Source organism: Phytohabitans sp. LZ39 (genome assembly GCF_059359075.1).
In genome coordinates this window covers 74,374-93,195 of sequence record NZ_JCADBM010000005.1, presented here as the reverse complement: position 1 = coordinate 93,195, position 18,822 = coordinate 74,374, and the positions used below count along the sequence as shown (strand labels likewise).

18 protein-coding genes are annotated in these 18,822 nt (G+C 70.6%); 12 read left to right on the top strand and 6 right to left on the bottom strand.

Annotation, left to right across the window (positions count from 1 at the left end):
- Positions 1–108 precede the first annotated feature (108 nt).
- The 12 genes from AC5L36_RS11810 to AC5L36_RS11755 all read left to right on the top strand — a co-directional run bounded on the left by AC5L36_RS11810 (position 109) and on the right by AC5L36_RS11755 (position 11,896).
- On the top strand, positions 109–1,653 hold the full coding sequence (locus AC5L36_RS11810) for an anchored repeat ABC transporter, substrate-binding protein (protein WP_441215498.1): 1,545 nt from the start codon (positions 109–111) through the stop codon (positions 1,651–1,653).
- Positions 1,653–2,555 carry a choice-of-anchor M domain-containing protein gene (locus AC5L36_RS11805; protein ID WP_441215497.1) on the top strand — a complete coding sequence of 301 codons (903 nt, stop codon included), beginning with the start codon at positions 1,653–1,655 and terminating at the stop codon, positions 2,553–2,555. The genes AC5L36_RS11810 and AC5L36_RS11805 overlap by 1 nt, the downstream gene beginning before the upstream one ends.
- Positions 2,552–3,316 carry an anchored repeat-type ABC transporter ATP-binding subunit gene (locus tag AC5L36_RS11800; protein ID WP_441215496.1) on the top strand — a complete coding sequence of 255 codons (765 nt, stop codon included), beginning with the start codon at positions 2,552–2,554 and terminating at the stop codon, positions 3,314–3,316. Before AC5L36_RS11805 ends, AC5L36_RS11800 begins: the two co-directional genes overlap by 4 nt.
- The gene (locus tag AC5L36_RS11795) at positions 3,316–4,164 is read left to right on the top strand and encodes an anchored repeat-type ABC transporter permease subunit (RefSeq protein WP_441215853.1); all 849 of its coding nucleotides are present in this window, start codon (positions 3,316–3,318) and stop codon (positions 4,162–4,164) included. Before AC5L36_RS11800 ends, AC5L36_RS11795 begins: the two co-directional genes overlap by 1 nt.
- A gap of 181 nt (positions 4,165–4,345) precedes the next feature.
- Positions 4,346–5,803, top strand: a complete 1,458-nt coding sequence (locus AC5L36_RS11790; protein WP_441215495.1) for a choice-of-anchor M domain-containing protein — start codon at positions 4,346–4,348, stop codon at positions 5,801–5,803.
- Positions 5,804–5,823: 20 nt separating this feature from the next.
- Positions 5,824–6,900 carry a WxL protein peptidoglycan domain-containing protein gene (locus AC5L36_RS11785; protein ID WP_441215852.1) on the top strand — a complete coding sequence of 359 codons (1,077 nt, stop codon included), beginning with the start codon at positions 5,824–5,826 and terminating at the stop codon, positions 6,898–6,900.
- A gap of 4 nt (positions 6,901–6,904) precedes the next feature.
- The gene (locus AC5L36_RS11780) at positions 6,905–8,422 is read left to right on the top strand and encodes a TIGR03773 family transporter-associated surface protein (protein ID WP_441215494.1); all 1,518 of its coding nucleotides are present in this window, start codon (positions 6,905–6,907) and stop codon (positions 8,420–8,422) included.
- 156 nt (positions 8,423–8,578) lie between these two features.
- On the top strand, positions 8,579–9,232 hold the full coding sequence (locus AC5L36_RS11775) for a choice-of-anchor M domain-containing protein (RefSeq protein WP_441215493.1): 654 nt from the start codon (positions 8,579–8,581) through the stop codon (positions 9,230–9,232).
- 9 nt (positions 9,233–9,241) lie between these two features.
- The gene (locus AC5L36_RS11770) at positions 9,242–9,895 is read left to right on the top strand and encodes a choice-of-anchor M domain-containing protein (protein ID WP_441215492.1); all 654 of its coding nucleotides are present in this window, start codon (positions 9,242–9,244) and stop codon (positions 9,893–9,895) included.
- A gap of 148 nt (positions 9,896–10,043) precedes the next feature.
- On the top strand, positions 10,044–10,457 hold the full coding sequence (locus AC5L36_RS11765; RefSeq protein WP_441215491.1) for a Fur family transcriptional regulator: 414 nt from the start codon (positions 10,044–10,046) through the stop codon (positions 10,455–10,457).
- A gap of 108 nt (positions 10,458–10,565) precedes the next feature.
- Positions 10,566–11,396 carry a class I SAM-dependent methyltransferase gene (locus tag AC5L36_RS11760; protein ID WP_441215490.1) on the top strand — a complete coding sequence of 277 codons (831 nt, stop codon included), beginning with the start codon at positions 10,566–10,568 and terminating at the stop codon, positions 11,394–11,396.
- A 53-nt stretch (positions 11,397–11,449) separates the two neighbouring features.
- On the top strand, positions 11,450–11,896 hold the full coding sequence (locus tag AC5L36_RS11755) for a Fur family transcriptional regulator (protein WP_441215489.1): 447 nt from the start codon (positions 11,450–11,452) through the stop codon (positions 11,894–11,896).
- Positions 11,897–12,014: 118 nt separating this feature from the next.
- Here AC5L36_RS11755 and AC5L36_RS11750 read toward each other — a convergent pair whose 3' ends face one another.
- The 6 genes from AC5L36_RS11750 to AC5L36_RS11725 form a co-directional block, all read right to left on the bottom strand.
- On the bottom strand, positions 12,015–12,320 hold the full coding sequence (locus AC5L36_RS11750) for a hypothetical protein (protein ID WP_441215488.1): 306 nt from the start codon (positions 12,318–12,320) through the stop codon (positions 12,015–12,017).
- Between the two features lie 432 nt (positions 12,321–12,752).
- A complete protein-coding gene (gene arfA, locus AC5L36_RS11745) occupies positions 12,753–14,246 on the bottom strand; it encodes an arabinosylfuranosidase ArfA (RefSeq protein WP_441215487.1) in 1,494 nt (497 codons plus the stop codon).
- A 13-nt stretch (positions 14,247–14,259) separates the two neighbouring features.
- Positions 14,260–15,393: a sialidase family protein gene (locus AC5L36_RS11740; protein ID WP_441215486.1), complete on the bottom strand. Its 1,134-nt coding sequence runs from the start codon at positions 15,391–15,393 to the stop codon at positions 14,260–14,262.
- Positions 15,394–15,430: 37 nt separating this feature from the next.
- Complete coding sequence (locus AC5L36_RS11735) at positions 15,431–16,249, bottom strand: carbohydrate ABC transporter permease (RefSeq protein ID WP_441215485.1); 819 nt, start codon at positions 16,247–16,249, stop codon at positions 15,431–15,433.
- On the bottom strand, positions 16,246–17,211 hold the full coding sequence (locus AC5L36_RS11730) for a carbohydrate ABC transporter permease (RefSeq protein ID WP_441215484.1): 966 nt from the start codon (positions 17,209–17,211) through the stop codon (positions 16,246–16,248). Before AC5L36_RS11730 ends, AC5L36_RS11735 begins: the two co-directional genes overlap by 4 nt.
- Positions 17,212–17,275: 64 nt before the next feature.
- Entirely contained in the window at positions 17,276–18,547 is a 1,272-nt protein-coding gene (locus tag AC5L36_RS11725; protein ID WP_441215483.1) for an ABC transporter substrate-binding protein, read from the bottom strand.
- Positions 18,548–18,822 lie beyond the last annotated feature (275 nt).

The window sequence follows — 18,822 nt, the reverse complement described above, 5'->3', positions numbered from 1 at the left end:
TGAGGGTCTTTGCCGCCGCTGGATCACTGGCTATGCTACCGAAAACCGTTTTCATTACTGATAGTGAGCGGTGCGGGTCGGCTGGCCATGTGGGGAGGAGACCAGCGGATGAGGACGCCGTGGTTGACCGCTGCCGTCGTGGCGGCGGTTGTCCTGTCCGGGTGCACGGCGCCGGTCGCGCTGAGCGACTCGGACGAGCGGGTGCAGGTGGTGACGACGACCGGGATCCTGGCCGACCTGGTGCGCAACGTGGGCGGTGACCGGGTGCTGGTGGACTCGATCGTGCCGGACGACGCCGACGCGCACGGGTACGAGCCGACGCTGCGGGATGTCCGGAACGTGGTCTACGCCGACGTCGCGTTCAGTAACTACCTGCTGCTGGAGGCGCAGAGCGTCATCAAGGCGCTGGACGCCAACCTCGGCGAGGGCGTACCCAATATCTCGCTCGCCGAGGGCGCCACCAAGTACGCCGCCGAGATCATCCCGCTGGTGGAGGATGCCTCGCTGGACACGATCTGGCTCGGCATGCGGGTGCGTGGCACCGGCCGCCAGTACGGGGCGAACCGCTCGTCGGATGTGTTGCTGTCCGCCACGGAGGTGTCCGGCCCCGGTGACCTGGTCGCCTACCTGACCGAGTCGTTCGGCGATCCGGAGTTCTACGTCAACTCCGCGGACGGGTTCGACCCGGCCGGCGGCTACCGGGACGACACGGCCGTGCTGCCACCGGACGCGCACACGCACATGAGCTGGGCGTTCACCGAGCCGGGTGTCTACCGGCTGACGATGGAGGCCCGGCTGGCGGTGGCGCACGGTTCGAAGCCGGTGGAGTTGGGCCGGCAGACGTTCACGTTCGCGGTGGGTGTCGACCCGCACTCGGTCGGCGGGACGGTGCTCGGCGCGGGTCACGCCGACATCGCGGTCGACGTGGACCAGAGGCGGCTGTACCTGTACGCCGACCCGCACGGGGGTGGGGAGGCGCACCAGGAGACCTACGACCCGGCGACCACCGTGATCGAGGTGCCGGGCAAGGCGCTCAAGCAGATCCCGTCCGGCCGCGGGTACCGCTTCCTGGGCCGGCCGGGTGACAAGGTGTACCAGCTGCCGCAGGCGGTGCTGGGCCGGCACGTGCACGGCGAGATCGACCCGCACCTGTGGCAGGACGTCGGCAACGCGCAGTCCTATGTGGAGCTGATCCGGGACACGCTGATCGGCGTCGACCCGGCCGGTGCCGCCGGCTACCGGCGCGGCGCGGACGCCTATCTGGCCGAGCTGACCGCGCTGGACGCGTACGTCGCCGCCACGATCGCCGCGATCCCACCGGCCAACCGCTACCTGGTGACGACCCACGACGCGTTCGGCTACCTGGCCCACGCCTACGGCATCCCGGTCGCCGGCTTCGTGACGCCCAACCCGGCCACCGAACCGAGCCTGGCCGACCGGGTCAAGCTCACCGAGACGATCCGCAACCTGCGGGTACGGGCGGTCTTCCTCGAACCGAACCTGCGCGCCCGTTCGTCCACATTGGTCGAAGTCGCCAAGGAGCAGGGCGTGCGCGTGTGCTCGATCTACGGGGACACGTTCGACGGCACCGTCGAGACCTACGTACAGATGATGCGCTTCAACGCCGACTCCTTGAAGGAATGCCTGAGCTGATGAAGACGATGGCAGCCGCGCTGGCGGCGACGCTGGCGCTCGCGCCGACCCCGCAGCCGGACGGCCTGGGCCAGACCCTCGACCCCGACCAGTCGGTGGCGGCCGGCCGGGCGGTGCTGGAAACCGGGCACGTGGACATCGGACCGCGCTACCGCGACGGTGCGTGGACGATTCAGATCCACGACGACACCGTGGTACCACCGGTCTGGCGTAAACCCTCCGACGCGGTCCTGCGCGTGCGCGACGCGGCGGTGCAGCGGGTGCCGGACGACCCGGCATACGCGTTCCTCGGCCAGAGCCCGGGTACACCGGTGCACGTGGTGCCGCAGACGCAGGACCAGGACGTGGTGTGGATCGGCTGGAACACCCAGGATCCTGGCGTCATGGAGGCGATCGCGCGGGGCGTGACGATGAACCTGCTCGGCGTGCAAGGCCCCGGCAGCCTCACGGTGTACCTACAGTCCGGCAACCTCGGCGCACCACAGGTGCTGTGGAACTCCACCAAGCCGTATCCGCAGCCGTTGTGGGTGGAGACGAACACGCACACGCACGCCAACTGGATCTTCTCCAAGCCTGGCGTGTACCTGGTCGCGGTCGAGATCACCGCCGACCTGGTGGACGGCACCCGGGTCGCCGGACGGGAGGTGCTGCGGATCGCGGTCGGCGACAGCACCCCGGTCGACGGCGCGTTCACCGCCTCCTACACCGGAAGCCTGCCGAGCACCGGCGCCACGCCGAGCGCGGCCGCGGCTGCGGAGTCCGAGAACGGCTCCGGCGGGTCCGGACTCGTCGTTGCCCTGCTGGTGGCCGCCGCGGCCCTGTTCGCCGTGGCGCTGATCGTCGTCACGGTACGCGGCGCGCGGGCTCGCCGCCGCGCCCTCGCCGCGGAGGAGCAGCAATGAGCGCGCTTACGGTCGAGGGCCTGGCGGTCGACCTCGGCGGGCGGCCCGTGCTCCGAGACGTGCATATGAGCGTCGACACCGGTGAACTGGTCGGGCTGCTCGGCCCGAACGGCGCCGGCAAGACCACCCTGCTGCGCTGCGTGCTCGGCCTGATCCGAGCCAAGGCCGGCAGGATAGCGGTCGGTGGCAGCGCGACGGTCGGGTATGTGCCGCAGCGGCACGAGTTCACCTGGGACTTTCCCATCTCCGTGGAACAGGCGGTCCTCAGCGGCCGCACCGGCCGCATCGGCCTGCTGCGCCGTCCCGGCGTGGCGGACTGGCGCGCGGTGGGTGAGGCCCTGGACCGGGTACGCCTGGCCGACCTGCGCCGCCGGCCGGTCGGTGAGCTGTCCGGCGGCCAGCGGCAACGGGTACTCGTGGCCCGGGCCTTGGCGTTGCGGCCCGACATCCTGCTGCTGGACGAGCCCTACGCCGGCCTGGACATGCCGACCCAGGAGCTGCTCGGTGAGCTGTTCGCCACCCTGGCCCGCGAGCGGGCGGTACTGATGGCGACCCACGACCTGGCCGCGGCGGTGCACGACTGCGACCGGCTGGTGCTGCTCAACCGCACGGTGATCGTCGCCGGCCCGCCGGGCGAGCTGCGCGACCGTCGGGTGTGGATGGACGCGTTCGAGGTCGGCGAGCGCAGCCACCTGTTCACCGCGCTGGGCCTTCAGCCGGAGCCGGCCACGGCCGGTGAGCCCGAGACGGTGGGTGCGTGATGTCGCCCGCGGACTTCGTCGCCGACCTGTTCAACCCCGATCTGGCGTTCCTGGGCAAGGCGCTGCTGATCGCGGTGATGTCGGCGACCGTGTGCGGCGTGGTCGGCTGCTACGTGGTCCTGCGCGGCATGGCGTTCATCGGCGACGCGGTCGCCCACGCGGTGTTTCCCGGCCTGGCGGTCGCGTTCCTCGTCTCCGGCAACCTTGTCCTCGGCGGCACCGTCGCCGGCGTGGTGACCGCGATCCTGGTGGCGGTGTTCGCGCAGCAGCGGCGGCTGAAGGAGGACTCGGTCATCGGGGTGTTCTTCGTGGCCGCGTTCGCGCTCGGCATCGTGGTCATCTCCCGCGCCCCCGGGTACGCCGGTTCGCTTCAACAGTTCCTGTTCGGGTCGATCACCGGGATCCCGGACGAGGACGTGTACGTCGTCGGCGGTACCGGCCTGGTCATCCTGCTGGCGATCCTGTTGCTGCACAAGGAGTTCGTCGCCATCTCGCTGGACCGCGAGTCGGCCCGCGCGATGGGGCTGCGGGTGTTCTGGCTCGACCTGCTGCTGTACGTGCTCGTCACGCTCGCCGTGGTCATCTCGGTCCGGACCATCGGCAACATCCTGGTGCTGGCCCTGCTCGTCACACCGGCCGCGGCGGCCCGCCTGCTGACCGACCGGCTCGCCGTGATGATGGTCCTCGCACCGGCGATCGGTGGGCTCTCCGCGCTCGCCGGCCTGTACGTCTCGTGGTCGTGGGACCTGCCGGTCGGCGGCACCATCGTGCTCGTGCTCACCGCGGTCTTCCTCGGCGCCTGGCTGGGCGCGCCCCGGCACGGACTGCTGGCCCGGCACGTCTTCTAGCCGCGGAAGCGGAAAACGAGGCGACACCTCGGATCGGACGGACGACCGGGATGGCCCGCCTCACCTCGACGCGCCGGTCGCGTCCGTGCTAGATTCCGGCGCAGTTAGTGGTATTGGATTTCATTTCCAATATGAGGTAGATGGCGCAAGGGGGAGGAATGTGAGAAGCCGAATGAGACCGATGAGCAGACCGCTGGTGCTGCTCGCGGCGATCGGTTCGCTGGTGGCGGCGGCCGTGGTGACGCCATCGCCGGCGCTGGCGGCGGAGCAGACAGTGCTCTCGCGGGGGCACGTCGACGTGATCGACGTGCACTACGAGGGCGGCGCGCTGTCGCTGAAGGTGCGAGACGACACGGGTGCGTCGCCGGTCACCCGGGATCCGGCGGACGTGCTGTTCCACGCGCTGCCGGAGTCGCAGACCACGGTGCCGGACGTGCCCAGCTACGCGTTCCTGGGCGCGCCGGGCACGCCGGTCTGGTTGTTGCCGCAGGTGCAGGACCCGAACCTGTTGTGGCCGGGCTGGGAGACGCTCAACCTGCCCACCGGTGTCTTCGCCGGCGGGAAGATCCGGCTGAGCCTTGTCGGCGTCGAGGGGCCGGGCCGGGTGTCCGTGTTCGTCAACGACCCGTTCGGCAACGCTCAGGTTCTGTTCCGCAGCGACGACGGCCTGCCGGACGCGATCGAGGTCGGTGACCACGTGCACGCCCACGCCAACTGGGCGTTCAGCGCGACCGGCCGCTACACGCTGAAGTTCCAGGCGGACGGCACGCTGACCGACGGCACAGCGGTGTCCAGCGGTGCGGTCGACTACACGTTCGCGGTTGGTGAGCTGACCGACCCTGATCCGGAGGTGGCTTTGGACATCTTCGGGATGCAGGACAGCTACGCACCGGGACAGCAGGTCAACCTCGTCGCCTTGCAGACCCCGGAAACCGAACTGGACCACTACCACTGGTTCAGCAAGTGCGCGGGCGCGGCCGACTTCGCCGTGGTGCCGGGCGAGGGCGGTGCCGCGTACTCGTTCACCGCGACCGAAGCGCTGGACGGCTGCCAGTACAAGGCGGTGCTCTACGACGAGGACCACAACGCGGTCGCCGAGGCGGCACCGGTGACCCTCGTCGTGGAGGACGGTGGTGGGCCAGGTGAGCCGGGCGGCAGCCAGTCGATCGTCGCCACGGTCCGGGAAAGCGACGGCGCGCTGGTGCTCAGCGTCGACCCGAACGACCGCACCGTCGCATTGCCGGCCACGACGCTCGGCGCCGCCGGCGACCGGCTGGAGGCCGCCGGGGCGCTGCGTCCGGTGACCGTCACCGACACCCGCGCCGCCAAGCCGGGCTGGAACGCGTCCGGCCAGGTCTCCGCTTTCACCGCCGACGGTGGGGCCAACTTCGGGGGCAAGTACCTGGGCTGGACGCCGCAGATCCTCGCGCAGGCCAGCGGGCAGGGTGTGGTGGCCGGGCCGATCGCGCCACCCGGCTTCACGTCCGGCAACGGTATCGCGGGTGGCGCGGTGCTGGGCTCGGCACCGGCCGGCAGTGGTCGTGGCACGGCCCGGCTCGGCGCCGAGCTGCGTCTGGAGCTACCGACCGACACCGGCGCCGGCACCTACACCGCGACGCTCACGCTGACCGCGATCTAGCCGTGCGCGTCCTTCTCACGATGGTGGCCGTCCTGGCCGGCGTACTGCCGGCCGGGCCGGTCGCCGCCGCCCCACCCCCGTCGCCGTCAGCGCCCGCCCCAGCGGCGGGTGCCGCGCCGGTCACCTGGGGGGTGGCGCCGTCCAGCCGGAAAGGACCGGACGGCCGGGCGGCTTTCACCTACAAGCTCGACCCCGGCGCGGAGCTGACCGACTACGCCGGCATTTCCAACTACTCCGGCCAGCCCATCACCGTAGACGTGTACGCCAGCGACGCGTTCACCACGCCCAGCGGCGGCTTCGACCTGCTGCCCGCCGCCCAGCGACCGACCGACGTAGGCGCGTGGGTGGTGTTCGAGCCCCGGTACCGGCGGCTGGTGATCCCGTCCAAGTCCAGAGTGGACGTACCGTTCCGGCTGACCGTGCCGCGCGACGCCACCCCAGGCGACCACGCGGGCGGGATCGTGGCGTCGATCGCCGAGCCGGGTACCGACGCCGGCGGCAACCGGGTGCGGGTCGACCGGCGGGTCGGCGCCCGGGTGTACCTGCGGGTCACCGGTGAGCTCGCGCCCGCGTTCACGGTCGAGCGGCTCGACGCCGGCTACGGCGGCACGCTCAACCCGTTCGCCGGTGGCACCGTGACCGCCACCTACCGGGTGCGCAACACCGGCAACGTCCGGCTCACCGGCAGGCCGCGCGTCGAGATCGCCGGCCCGTTCGGGATCGGCCGTCGCGGGGTGGACGCGGCCGCGCTGCCGGAGATCCTGCCGGGCGACGAGTACACCGTGACGACCCGGGTGCCGGGTGCGATCCCGTTGTTCCGCCTCGACGTCGACGTCGAGCTCGCCCCGGTGCCGGTCAACGCGACCGCGGCGGCCCCGGCCGCCACCGGCCACGCGGCGGTGTGGGCGTGGCCGGGGCCACAAGCGGTGCTGCTCCTGCTGTGCGCCGGCGCCGTCTGGCTGGTGCTGTACCGCCGCCGCGCCAGCGCCCGCGCGTTGGCCGCCGCCCGCGCGCAGGGCCGCGCCGAAGCCGCGGCCTCGCCGGCGGCCGGCCCGGAGCTGTCCGATGCCAACACAACCCGATCACGAGGGACATGACGCGATGAAACGCACCGCGAGCCTGCTGGCCGCCATCACGCTGGCGATCGCCACCGCCCCGGCCGCGGCACACGCCGAGCCCCGACCGCTGCCGGCGGCCGGCGCCGACCTGGTCTCCGTCCGCCTCGACGGCGACGCGCTGTCGGTGCGGGTCCGCGACGCCGGCCAGGCCCGCCGCGGCGAACCCGGCCATGACCCGGCCGCCGTGACGTTCGGCGGCGGGATGGCCGGCACTGTGCCCGACCGCGCCGAGTTCGGCTTCCTCGGCAAGGCCGGCACACCTGTCTGGGTGCTGGGCGGCGCCGGCGGCTTCCCGTTCTGGGACACCACCGCGATCCCGCGCGGCCGCATCGCCAACGAGACCGTCACGCTGCGGCTGCGCGACGTGGCGGGTCCGGGCCGGTTCCACGCGTACACGGTCTCGTCGTTCGGGGTGCCCACGCCGCTGCTCGGCACCAGCGAGGCCGGCCCGCGCGCGATGACGTTGCCGGTCGGCATCCGCACCGGGGCCGCGCTCTGGGCGTTCGACGCACCGGGCAGCTACCGCGTCACGCTCGACGCATCCGCCGGGCAGCTCACCACCACGGCGACGTACCGGATCGAGGTCCCGGAGATCTCGCCCGCCTCGCCGCCGCAGCCGCCGGCGAAGGCGGTCCCGGCGCCGCCCGCCCTCCGGACGCCGCCCACGTCGCCACCGGCGGACACCCTCGAGGCGCCCGAGGCCCGAGCGGCGCCGAAGGTCGCTGCCCAGGCCGCCGCCGCGCCGGCCAGCGGGCGCAAGGTGTTCGCCGACGGTCACATCGACATGGGCCCGCAGCTGTCCGGGAACACCTGGCGGATCCGGATCCGCGACGACACCGGCAGCCCGCCGGTCTGGCGCGAACTGTCCGATGTGGTCATCCATGCCGTAGACAAGGCGAAGATAAAGGTGCCGTCCGGAGCCGACTACAGCTTCCTCGGACCGGCCGGCTCGGACGTGTGGCTGCTGCCCCAGGCGCAGCAGTCCGGCATCGTCTGGCCCGGCTGGAACACCCAGGACCCCTCCGTCGTGGGCGGCACCCGCGGCAACGTCACCTGGCGGCTCACCACAGTGGACGGTCCGGGACAGTTCAAGCTCTTCCTCACCGGCTCCTTCGGCAAACCCAACGTGCTCTTCGACTCCGCCAAGTCGTTGCCGCAACAGCTGAGCATCCCGCCGAACACGCACGCCCACGGCAACTGGGCCTTCACCAAACCGGGCGTGTACCGCCTCGGCGTGCAGATGACCGGCACCACCAAGGCCGGCCAGAGCGTCACCGACAGCCGCACGCTCAACGTCGCGGTCGGTCCGGTCGACCCGAACACCGGGTTCGGCGGCGGCTCCTCAGGGGGCGGCGAGAACGGTGGCGGCTCGAACGGTGGCGGCAGCCTGGCGCGTACCGGGTCGGGCTGGGTGGTCCCGGCTGTCGCGGGTGGTGCCCTGCTACTGATCGTCGGCGCCAGCCTCGTGGTGGCCACCCGCCGTCGCGCCCGATCTGCCTGACTAGGGACGTGCCGGCAAATCAGGGCGGCGTGCGCGACGCCCTCACCACAGTGGGTGCGAATTTTCTTAACCGTCAGTCCACCGTCGCGCTATCGCTAACGGTTATCATTATCGTTAGTGCGGTCCATTGGGGACCGTCGGGGAGGAGTCAGTTACGTGCGCACCCCATTCCGTCTGTTGGTCGCGTCCGGGGCGCTGGTCGGTGCCCTCGTCGCGACCGGCACGCCGGCCCAGGCGAGCTCACAGGTCGTGATCAGCCAGGGGCACGTCGACGTGGTCGGCGTGGCCTACGAGGACGGCGAGCTCAACCTGCACATCCACGACGAGAGCGTCGACCCCGGCGTCGAGCGCGAGCCCCACGAGGTCACGTTCCAGGTGCTGCCGCAGGCCGAGACCACCGTCCCGGCCGACCCGGCGTACGGCTTCCTCGGCGCCGCCGGAGACCCGGTGTGGATCCTGCCGCAGGTGGAGAACCCGGAGCTGATCTGGCCCGGCTTCGGCACCGAGGAGATCGAGCCCGGCGTGTTCCAGGGCGACTCGGTGAAGGTGACGTTCGCGTTCGTCGCCGGCCCGGGCGAGGTGGCCGTCTACACCGAGAACGCCTTCGGCCTGCCCGACAGCGTGTTGGTCGACAGCGGCGACGGGCTGCCCGACACGGTCACCCTGCCCGCCGGGGACCACATGCACGCCAACTGGGCGTTCGACGCGCCCGGCCACTACTGGGTCGTCGTCGCCGCCAGCGGCAAGCTCGCCGCCACCGGCCAAACCGTGGCCGACGCCGGCCTTTACCACTTCCAGGTCCTCAGCTAGGAGAGCGCCATGCGCATCAGAACCAAACTGCTCGCGCCGGTCGCGTTGGCCGCCGCCGTCCTGGCCGGCACGTTGACCGCGGCGCCGGCGCAGGCCGTGCCGATCACGCTCACCAGTGGTCACGTGGACGTCCTCGACGTCGACTACGCCAGCGGCGCGCTCGTGCTGCGGGTCCTCGACGGCACCGGATCGACCGATGTCGAGCGCAACCCCGCCGACGTGGTCTTCCAGGTGCCGGTCGCGGCGAAGACCACCGGCGTGCCGAACACGCCGGCGTGGTCGTTCCTGGGCACCGGTGGCACCGCCTGGATCCTGCCGCAGAACCAGACCTCGGGCCTGCTCTGGCCGGGCTGGAACACCACCGAGGTCCCCGCCGGCGTCTTCGTCGGTGACAAGGTCACCTTCAACCTCACCGCGGTCAGCGGCCCGGCCGGCTTCAGCATCTACACCGCCGCGGGCGGCACCCCGACAGTGCTGTTCGACAGCGGCAACGGCCTACCCGACACCCTCGACGTCGCCCGGCTCGCGCACGCCCACGCCAACTTCGGCTTCGACGCCGCCGGCACCTACACCGTCACCTTCAACGTCACCGGCACCCTCGTCGGCGGCGGCAGCATCAGCTCCGGCTCCAAGCAGTTCACCTTCCAGGTCCTCAACAGCTGAGGACTTCCGCTCCACCGGGCCCCCGCCGACCTCCCGTTCGAGGCGGGGGCCCGTCCGCGCAAGGTGGGCGAAGCCCTCAGTACAGACTAGAATGACAACCGTTTCCGATAGGCTGTGATGGCTGGCCGATGGTGGCGAGGGGGCTGTGATGACCGAGGAGTTGTCCGGGTTGGGACGGCACACTCGGCAGCGGCTACAGGTCACCGCTCTGCTGGACGAGACGGACGAGTTCCGCAGCGCCCAACGCCTACACGAGATGCTGCGGGCGCGCGGCGAACAGGTTGGGCTCACCACGGTGTACCGCACGCTGCAAATCCTGGCCGAGGCTGGCGAGGTCGACGTCGTGCGGCTGCCCAGCGGCGAACACCTATACCGGAGGTGCGGCACCGACCGCCACCACCACCTGGTCTGCCGGCACTGCGCCCGCACCGTGGAGATCCCTGGACCCGGCGTGGAGACCTGGGCACGGCGGATCGCGCGGCAGCACGGATACGTCGACGTCGCCCAAACCCTGGAACTTTTCGGCACCTGCGCCGACTGCGCCGCGCTGGGCGCGACCTGAGCCGCGCCCGGTTGGTCGTAGGGGTTCACGTCGGGCGGCGGCCGGTGGCCGGGATCGTTCCACCGCGGACAGTTCTTCAAGGTGTAAGGCCGGCGAGGGGAGCGAACCATGACGGACAACGACAGGGCCGACGTCCGGTTGGGTGCCGTCCAGCAGACGTTGATGATCCCGCTGTACGGGCGGTCGGTGGAAAGCCGCAAACGGCGGCCGCTGCTGCGCGACGACCGGGCGGTGCAGATCGTCGAGTCCATCGACTACGACTTCGCCCAGATGAAGGCGTTCGCCGGCGGGGCGCGGGGCGCGGTGTTGCGTACCGCCATGTTCGACGTGTGGGTGCAGCGGTTCCTGGCCGAGCACCCGGGCGGCACGGTGGTGGAGATCGGCACCGGGCTGAACACCCGGTTCGAGCGACTGGACAACGGCAGTGTGCACTGGTTCGACCTGGATCTGCCGGACGTGATCGAGCTGCGCCGCCGGTTCTTCGCCGACACCGACCGGCGACGCATGATCGCCGGCTCCGTGTTGGAGCCGGCGTGGGTGGACATCGTGCGAGCCAGCCCCGGGCCGTACCTGTTCGTGGCCGAGGCGGTGCTGCTCTACTTCACACCCGACCAGGTGGAACAAGCGATCACGCTCATCGCCGCCAACTTCCCCGAAGCCCTGCTGGCGCTGGACACCGGCGGTCAGGTGATGGCCGACTCGGTGAACCGCAACGACGTGATGCGCGACATGGGCGCGCGGATGACCTGGATTTGCGAGGACCCGGCCGAGGTGGAGCGGCTCGGTGTGCGGCTGCTGGACTCGCGGACCTTCGCCGAACCCCAGCCGGAGCTGCGCGCCCGCATGCCGCTGCGCTTCCGGGCCCTCGCGGTGGTGATGGGGGCGCTGTTCCGCCGGCAAGTACGCGGCTACCACCTGAACCTGTTCCAAGCTCGGTAGGGGCCGCCCGCCGAGCGGCGAGCTGCGGGGGCAAGCAGCGCATATGCGAGTGGATGCATAATTGGTCGGTGAACCAGACCATCCCCAACGCGACCCGAAACACCCGCCAGCGGGCCGAGGTGCTCGCGCTGTTGCAGGAGACCGAGGGCTTCCGTACCGCGCAGGACCTGCATCAGACGTTGCGGCAGCGGGGAGTCAAGGTGGGGCTCACGACCATCTACCGCACCCTTCAGTTGCTCGTCGACGCCGGTGAGGTCGACACGACCCGCACCGGTGGTGGGGAGCAGCTGTTTCGGCGGTGCAGCCGCACCCACCACCACCATCTGGTCTGCCGGCATTGCGGAACGACCGTCGAGGTGAGCGGGCCGGCGGTCGAGCGCTGGGCGGACAAGGTCGCCACCGATTACGGCTTCACCGACGTCAACCACACACTGGAGATCTTCGGCACGTGTGCTCACTGCGCCGCCGCCGGAAACGGCCAGCGCAAGGCCGACGGCTGACCAGCACTACCAGAACTCCCATGGATTCGCCCGCACCGGTCCGACCAACGAGTCCGCCTTCGACCCGGACGCCCACCCCACGCCGCCATCGGCTGGCTCACCGACACCCTGACCCCCGTCACCGGTTTCCTCGTCGCGTGGCGATCGCATTGCTGATGAAGAGGACGATGCCGAGGGCGCCGAGGCCCACTCCGACGTAGCCAGCGAGTTCTCCCCGGGCTTCGTTCCTCTTCTCCTCGTCGTAGCTGTTGGTTTCGCCACCGGCAAAGCTCACGCACAACTGATCAGGTCTCATCGGGCTACCGTCGCACTCGACGGCGTCGCCGTTCGAAAGGGCCTCGGCGTTGATGAAGACCATGGCCAAGCCGACGATGACCAGAGCAAAGGCCATGATCCTCAGCCATGGCCAAGCTGAGCTGCGCATGCAACGGACCCTATCCGCCCCGATGTCAGGGATAGGATCCGGTTGAACGGTCCCGGCGGCGGCCTGGTGCCAGAGCACCCCACCACCGTTGCCACGGCTCGGGGCTGTCCGGCCGGTCCGGTCCGGCTCGCCGGGAGCGTTCGGGCATCGCGTCGGCAACCAGTAGCAGGCCGCCGGGCGTGCCGGCGCGGCGGCAGGCGACGACACGGGCGGTTGAGCCGGCACCGACCGGGCCAGTGCCGCGGCGGCGATCTGTCCGAGGACAGACGTCGCGACTGCTGGTCCGGCCGGCGGTCCACGGTGGCAGCTGGCCATCAACAGGCCCGGCCGTGGGGAGGCCGACTGCCTGGACGAGGTCGCGGCCAGCGGCGGCGGTCTCGACCTGGCCGCTCTTGCCAAGGCATGGGCGTAGCCGCTGCGTGTGCGAGAGCCTCAGCGGGCGGCCAGGACCGTCCAGGACTCGGGGGGAAGGGTCGTGGTCACGGTGTGCGGATCGGTGCCGGCGCTGACCGGCAGCGTGGTGAAGCCGAATCCCGCGGCCGCCTCCCGGTCGCGGGGACCTTTCTGGTCGGCGACGAGCACCCGGCCTGACTCGGCGCTCAGCGTTCCCGGCCCGCGGTACCGGACCTCCACAGTGGCCGGCTCGTCGCCGCGGTTGGTCAGGTAGGCGGTCACCCGCCCGGTCGCCGGGTCCGCCACGGCCGCGGCCGCGACCGCCGGGACGTCGCCGTACCGGCGGGTGTACAGCTCCGGCGCGGTGACCCGGGTGACCAGGCTGTGGCCGCGTGCGGTGGCGGCGACGGCGGCGACGGGGTGGAAGGTGGTCTGCCGCCACGCGGCGCCACCCGGGTCTGTCCTGATTGGAGCGATTACGTTCACGAGCTGGGCCAGGCAGGCGATCCGGACCCGGTCGGCGTGGTTGAGCAGGCTGATCAGCAGGTCGCCGACGACGACGGCGTCCAAGGCGCTGTAGGTGTCTTCGATCCTCGGGCCGGCCACGTCGATGTCGGGCAGGCCGGCGGCCTCGAACCGGCTCTGGTACCACACGTTCCACTCGTCGAACGAGATGCCGATCCGCTTGCCGCTGTGCTTGCGGGCGGCGACCGCGTCGACAGTGGCGGCAACGCCGCGGATGAACTGGTCCATGTCCACGCCGGAGGCCAGGAAGCTGCGCCGGTCGCCGTCGTGCTCCTCGTAGTAGGCGTGCATGGAGATGTGGTCGACGACGTCCCAGGCGCGTTCGAGCACCTCCGTTTCCCAGTAGCCGAAGGTCGGCATGGTGTGGCTGGAGCTGCCGCACGCGACGAGCTCGATCGACGGGTCCACGAGCTTCATGGCCCGGCCGGCCTGTGCGGCGAGCTCGCCGTACCGTTCGGCGGTCAGGTGCCCGGTCTGCCAGGGCCCGTCCATCTCGTTGCCGAGGCACCACAGCGGCACCCCGTACGGCTCTTCGCGGCCGTGCCGGTGGCGCAGGTCCGACCAGTGCGTGCCGCCCGGCAGGTTGCAGTACTCGACCAGGTCGGCGGCCGCCTGGATGCCGCGGGTGCCGAGGTTGACCGCCATCATCGGGGTGACCGCGGCGCGTTCGGCCCAGCCGAGGAACTCGTCGGTGCCGACCTGGTTGGTCTCGATGCCGCGCCAGGCAAGGTCCAGGCGGCGGGGCCGGTCGGCGCGCGGCCCGATGCCGTCCTCCCACCGGTACCCGGAGACGAAGTTGCCGCCCGGGTAGCGGACCAGGGTGGTGCCGAGCTCGCGGACCAGGGCGCCGACGTCGCCGCGGAAGCCGTGCGGGTCGGCGCTGGGGTGGTCGGGTTCGTAGATTCCGGTGTAGACACACCGGCCCATGTGCTCCACAAAGGACCCGAACAGGCGCGGGTCGACCTCGCCGCGGTGGTGCTCGGAGTCGATCAGGATCTTCACCGTCATCGTGGCCCCACCCTCAGGCCGCCGGCGCCGGCGCGGTGCCGACGACGATGTCGAGGTTTCCGGCCGCGTTGCGGCGGCTCGTCGACTGGACGAGGGTGCGGCCGTCGGGTGACAGCAGCAGGGTCTGGCTGTACCCGGCGTTCGGGTCGTCCGGGGCGACGGTGGCGGCGACCGGCAGGGGCACCTCGTGCCAGTCACCGTGACCGCTGGCGCGGTTGACCAGTGCCACGTTCCGGATGGCGCCGTCGGCGGCCACGGCGATCCGGCCGGTGACCAGGACGGTGGCGTGGTCCGCGCCGGGCGGGCGGGTCCAGCTGATGTTCGGCGTGCCGGACAGGCGGGTGCCTTCGACGGACTCCAGCAGGGTCCCGAGGTTGTCAGCCGGGGTCCACCGCAGACCGTCCGGTGAGGACACGAGGTGGACCGGCACGCCGGGCGGGCCGACCAGCTCGAGCACGCCCAGGACGCGGCCGTCCGGCAGGGCCGGAGTGGTGACCAGCATGCCGGGCCGGGTAAGCCGGTCCGGGACGCCGAAGTCGAGGACCGGCTCGCTCCAGGTGCGCAGGTCGGTGGAGGTGCGGTGGACGAGGACCTGGAGCATCCCGCGGTCCTTGTACCGCTCGTCGGAGTAGAGGCAGACCAGTTGCCCGCCGATCAGCTCCAGCTCCGGCTCCCACACGGCGCTGGTGGTGGACTCCGGTCCCGGGTCGTAGACGGCCGGCCCGCCCGAGTCGATCACCGACAGGAACTGCCAGGTGCGGGCGCCGTCGGTGCTCGCGTACAGCACAAGGTGCGTGCGGGACATGTCGTCCGGGATGGCGTTGCCGGCAGCGAGGATCGTGCCGGCGGCGAACCCGCCGACCGCCGCGGGCAGCTCGTACAGGGTGGGCTGGAACCGGTGCCCGACACCCAGCGCGGTGTCCCGGATCTGGGAAATCTGCGCCCAGGTCACTCCACCGTCGTCGCTGCGGTACACCGGGAAAGCCAGGAGCCCGGCCGGGTCGGGTAGCCCGTAGTCGAAGATCAGCAGCAGGGCTCCGGCGTGCGGCCCGTCCGGGTCGGTGTGCAGCAGCCGCGGATAGTTCGGCTCCCGCTCACCGGCCGGCGCGCTGAAGATCGTCGTCTCGGTGATGGTGGTTTCCGGCATGGTGCTCCTTACTCTTCATGCTTTCCCGAACGGACTTTCACTTGATGCCGGTGGTGGCTATGCCCTCGATAAACCGGCGTTGGATCAGCAGGAACAGGACGATCAGCGGCGCCATCGAGATGACCGAGCCGGCCATCACCAGGCCGTGGTCGACGACGCCGAACTTTCCGGTCAGCAGCGCCAGGCCGGCGGTCAGCGTGCGCATGTCCTGGTCGGTGGTGAAGACGAGCGGCCAGAGCAGGTCGTTCCAGTTGTTCATGAATACGAACAGCGCCAGGGTCAGCAGGGCGGGCTTGGCGTTGGGCAGGATGATGGTCCGGAAGATCCGGAACTCGCCCGCGCCGTCGACGCGCGCCGCGCTGTCCAGGTCGCGCGGGATGGACAGGAAGAACTGCCGCAGCAGGAAGATGCCGAACGCGTCGGCCGCGCGGGGCAGGATCATCCCGGGGTAGGTGTTGACCAGACCGAGCTCGTTGACCAGCCGGTACACCGGCACGAGGGTGGCCTGGAACGGCACCATCAGCGTCGCCAGGATCGCGACGAGTACCACTTCCCGGCCGCGGAAGTCGATGCGGGCCAGCGCGTACGCGGCCATCGAGTCGAAGGCCAGCGCGAGCACGGTGACCCCGCCGGCGAAGATGACGGTGTTGAGCAGCAGCCGCCCGAACGCGAGCTGGTCGGCGATACCGGAGTAGTTGCCGGTGGTGAAGTCGCGCGGCAGCAGGGCCGGCGGATACGCGTTGATGTCGGCGGTCGTCTTGAACGAGGTGGTCAGGATCCAGATCAGCGGCAGCAGGACGGCGGCGGCGCAGACGAGCAGCGCGCCCAGTGTGGCCACCCGGCGGACGGCGGTCACGATGCGAGGTCCTTTTCACCACGGCGGAAGAAGAGCAGCTGGAGTCCACTGAGGACCAGCGTGGCCACGAGCAGCAGCAGCGACAGCGCCGACGCGAAGCCGAGCCGCAGGTCGGTGAAGCCGCTCTCGTAGATCTGCATGACGATCGTCGTGGTCTTGCGGTAGGGCCCGCCGGCCGTCATCACGTAGATCTGGTCGAACGCCTGCAACGCCGCGATGACCGCGATGATCAGCACGAACGCGGTGGTGTTGGAGAGCAGTGGCAGGGTCACCCGCCGGAAGCTCTGCCAGCGGTTGGCGCCGTCGACCCGGGCCGCCTCGTACAGCGGCCGCGGGATGCCCTGAAGGCCGGCCAGGAAGATCACCATGTAGAAGCCGACGTTCTTCCAGACGGCCACCGCCACCACGGCGGGCATCGCCCACGTCGGGTCCTCCAGCACGTTGCCCAGATCCAGCCCCACCTTGCCGAGCCAGTGGTCGAGCAGTCCGATGTTCGGGTCCAGCAGGTACGACCAGGCGATCGCGACCACGCCGAGCGAGACGACCACCGGCAGGAACAGCGCCGTGCGCAGCGCGGAGCGCAACGGCAGCCGGGGGCTGTTCATCAGCAGCGCCAGTCCCAGCGCCAGGCCCACGACGACGGGGGTGAACATCACCGTGTACGCCACGGTGTTCACCACCGCGGTGCGGATGTCGTCGTCGCCGAAGATCTCGCGGTAGTTGTCCAGCCCGACCCAGGAGGACTGGCCCAGCCCGGACGCGTCGGTGAACGACAGCCACACGACCGAGACGATCGGCCAGCCGACGAATACGACGAGGATCGTCACCGCCGGCAGCAGGAACGCGGCGGCCACCCGTCCTCGCCGGGCGCCTGGCGGGCGGCGCCGGCCTCCCAGGGGCGCCGGCGCGCGGTACGGCTTGCGGTGTTTCCGCGGTGGTGCGATCGCGGAGGACGTACTCATGGGACTCCCTCACCCGTGGGTGCGGGTGCCCGCGGCGCGCGGTCCGCGGGCACCGGCATCGCGCCTAGCCGAGCTGTTCGACGAGCTTGTCCTGGTACTCGGCCAGCAGCGCCTCGGGTGTGCCCTGGCCGGCTACCGCCTTCTGGGTCAGCTCGTCGACCACGTCAGTGCTGATCTTGTCGTAGTTGACGACGCCCGGCAGGTAGATCCGCGCCTTTGGGGTGAACGAGGAGAACGCGGTCACGTCGGGGTTGGCGGCAAGGCTGGCGGCCGGCACGTCGGTGCGGTCCGGCGGCCACCCGGAGCCGATCGACCACTCGGTCTGCTGCTGTGCCGCGTTGAACCAGGTGAAGAACTTCTGCGCCGCCTCGGCCTGGCGGTCGCCGGCCTTTGCGCTGATCGACATGGACAGCGAGACCGCGGCGGTCACCTGCTCCTTGGGGCCGGCGGGAAACATCGCCACGCCGTAGTCGATCTTCGAAGCCTTGGACAGGCCACCCATCCACACGCCGCCGATGTACATGGCCGCCTTGCCGCCGAGGAAGAGCTTGTCGCCGTTGATGCCGTCCAAGCCGGCGGGGGAGAGCTTCTTGGTGCGGATCGCGTCGACCCAGAACCGGAGCGTCTCCGCGTTCTCCGGGCTGTCCAGCACCGCCTTGCCGTCCTTGACCACGTCACCGCCGTTGCCCCAGAACAGCGACGGCCAGATGCCCGGGTTGCTGTGGTCCGGCAGCGCGATGCCGTACTGCTCCGGGGTGCCGTCCTTGTTGGCGTCGACGGTCAGCTTCTGCGCCGCCGTGACCCACTCGTCCCAGGTCGCCGGCGGTGCGGTGATGCCGGCCTTCGCGAAGAGCGCCTTGTTGTAGTAGAGGGAGATCGGCCCGAAGACCATCGGCACGCCGTACTTCTTGCCGTCGAGGGTCACGCCGTCGACCGCCGGGGCGAGCAGCTTGTCGGTCTCGTTGGCCGGCGCGGCGTAGTAGTCGCTCAGGTCGGCGTAGGCGCCCTTCTTCACCCGCCCGGCGAGGCGTTCGTTGGGCTGGGCGATGATCGTGGGTCCGTTGCCGGCCGAGAGCGCCGGCAGCAGCTTGTCCTCGATCACGTCCCAGGGATTCACCTCCTGCTTGACCACCACGCCGGACTGCGAGCTGTTGAACCGGTCGATCAGCTTGGTGAGCACCTTGCCGTCCTCGGCGGTGAACCCGTGCCAGAACGTCACGGTTACCGGCCCGCCGGCCTGCTCCTGCTCGCCGTCGCCGCAAGCGGACGCGGCACCTAGTGGCAACGCCAGCGCGAGTGCGAGCGCCACCCACCTCGCCATCGGTCGTCGACGCATGATCGTCCCTTCTATCGAAGCCCTTCGCACTGTGTGAGCGTTAACATGACCGCTCGAGCGCGTGGGTTGGTTGGTCAGTGCTTTGAAGACATGGGTGCTAGCCAGACCCGCCAGGTGGTGGGCCGACGCTCGCGTCGCGGTGGTGACGCCGAGGTTTCAGGTTGGTTGCCTAGACGAGTGTTATCGTTCTCACGCGGCGCTGTCAAGAGCGACACCCGTCGGTAAAAATCAATGCGTAGGGCCAGCACAGCTGGGCATGGCAGCGTTAACATGCT

What these genes read in the sequence shown, in the direction of transcription:
- AC5L36_RS11810 (WP_441215498.1), top strand. Translation starts at nt 109, where the DNA reads ATGAGGACGCCGTGGTTGACCGCTGCCGTCGTGGCGGCGGTTGTCCTG.
- AC5L36_RS11805 (WP_441215497.1), top strand. Translation starts at nt 1,653, where the DNA reads ATGAAGACGATGGCAGCCGCGCTGGCGGCGACGCTGGCGCTCGCGCCG.
- AC5L36_RS11800 (WP_441215496.1), top strand. Translation starts at nt 2,552, where the DNA reads ATGAGCGCGCTTACGGTCGAGGGCCTGGCGGTCGACCTCGGCGGGCGG.
- AC5L36_RS11795 (WP_441215853.1), top strand. Translation starts at nt 3,316, where the DNA reads ATGTCGCCCGCGGACTTCGTCGCCGACCTGTTCAACCCCGATCTGGCG.
- AC5L36_RS11790 (WP_441215495.1), top strand. Translation starts at nt 4,346, where the DNA reads ATGAGCAGACCGCTGGTGCTGCTCGCGGCGATCGGTTCGCTGGTGGCG.
- AC5L36_RS11785 (WP_441215852.1), top strand. Translation starts at nt 5,824, where the DNA reads ATGGTGGCCGTCCTGGCCGGCGTACTGCCGGCCGGGCCGGTCGCCGCC.
- AC5L36_RS11780 (WP_441215494.1), top strand. Translation starts at nt 6,905, where the DNA reads ATGAAACGCACCGCGAGCCTGCTGGCCGCCATCACGCTGGCGATCGCC.
- AC5L36_RS11770 (WP_441215492.1), top strand. Translation starts at nt 9,242, where the DNA reads ATGCGCATCAGAACCAAACTGCTCGCGCCGGTCGCGTTGGCCGCCGCC.
- AC5L36_RS11765 (WP_441215491.1), top strand. Translation starts at nt 10,044, where the DNA reads ATGACCGAGGAGTTGTCCGGGTTGGGACGGCACACTCGGCAGCGGCTA.
- AC5L36_RS11760 (WP_441215490.1), top strand. Translation starts at nt 10,566, where the DNA reads ATGACGGACAACGACAGGGCCGACGTCCGGTTGGGTGCCGTCCAGCAG.
- AC5L36_RS11755 (WP_441215489.1), top strand. Translation starts at nt 11,450, where the DNA reads ATGCATAATTGGTCGGTGAACCAGACCATCCCCAACGCGACCCGAAAC.
- AC5L36_RS11750 (WP_441215488.1), bottom strand. Translation starts at nt 12,320, where the DNA reads ATGCGCAGCTCAGCTTGGCCATGGCTGAGGATCATGGCCTTTGCTCTG.
- arfA (WP_441215487.1), bottom strand. Translation starts at nt 14,246, where the DNA reads ATGACGGTGAAGATCCTGATCGACTCCGAGCACCACCGCGGCGAGGTC.
- AC5L36_RS11740 (WP_441215486.1), bottom strand. Translation starts at nt 15,393, where the DNA reads ATGCCGGAAACCACCATCACCGAGACGACGATCTTCAGCGCGCCGGCC.
- AC5L36_RS11730 (WP_441215484.1), bottom strand. Translation starts at nt 17,211, where the DNA reads ATGAGTACGTCCTCCGCGATCGCACCACCGCGGAAACACCGCAAGCCG.
- AC5L36_RS11725 (WP_441215483.1), bottom strand. Translation starts at nt 18,547, where the DNA reads ATGCGTCGACGACCGATGGCGAGGTGGGTGGCGCTCGCACTCGCGCTG.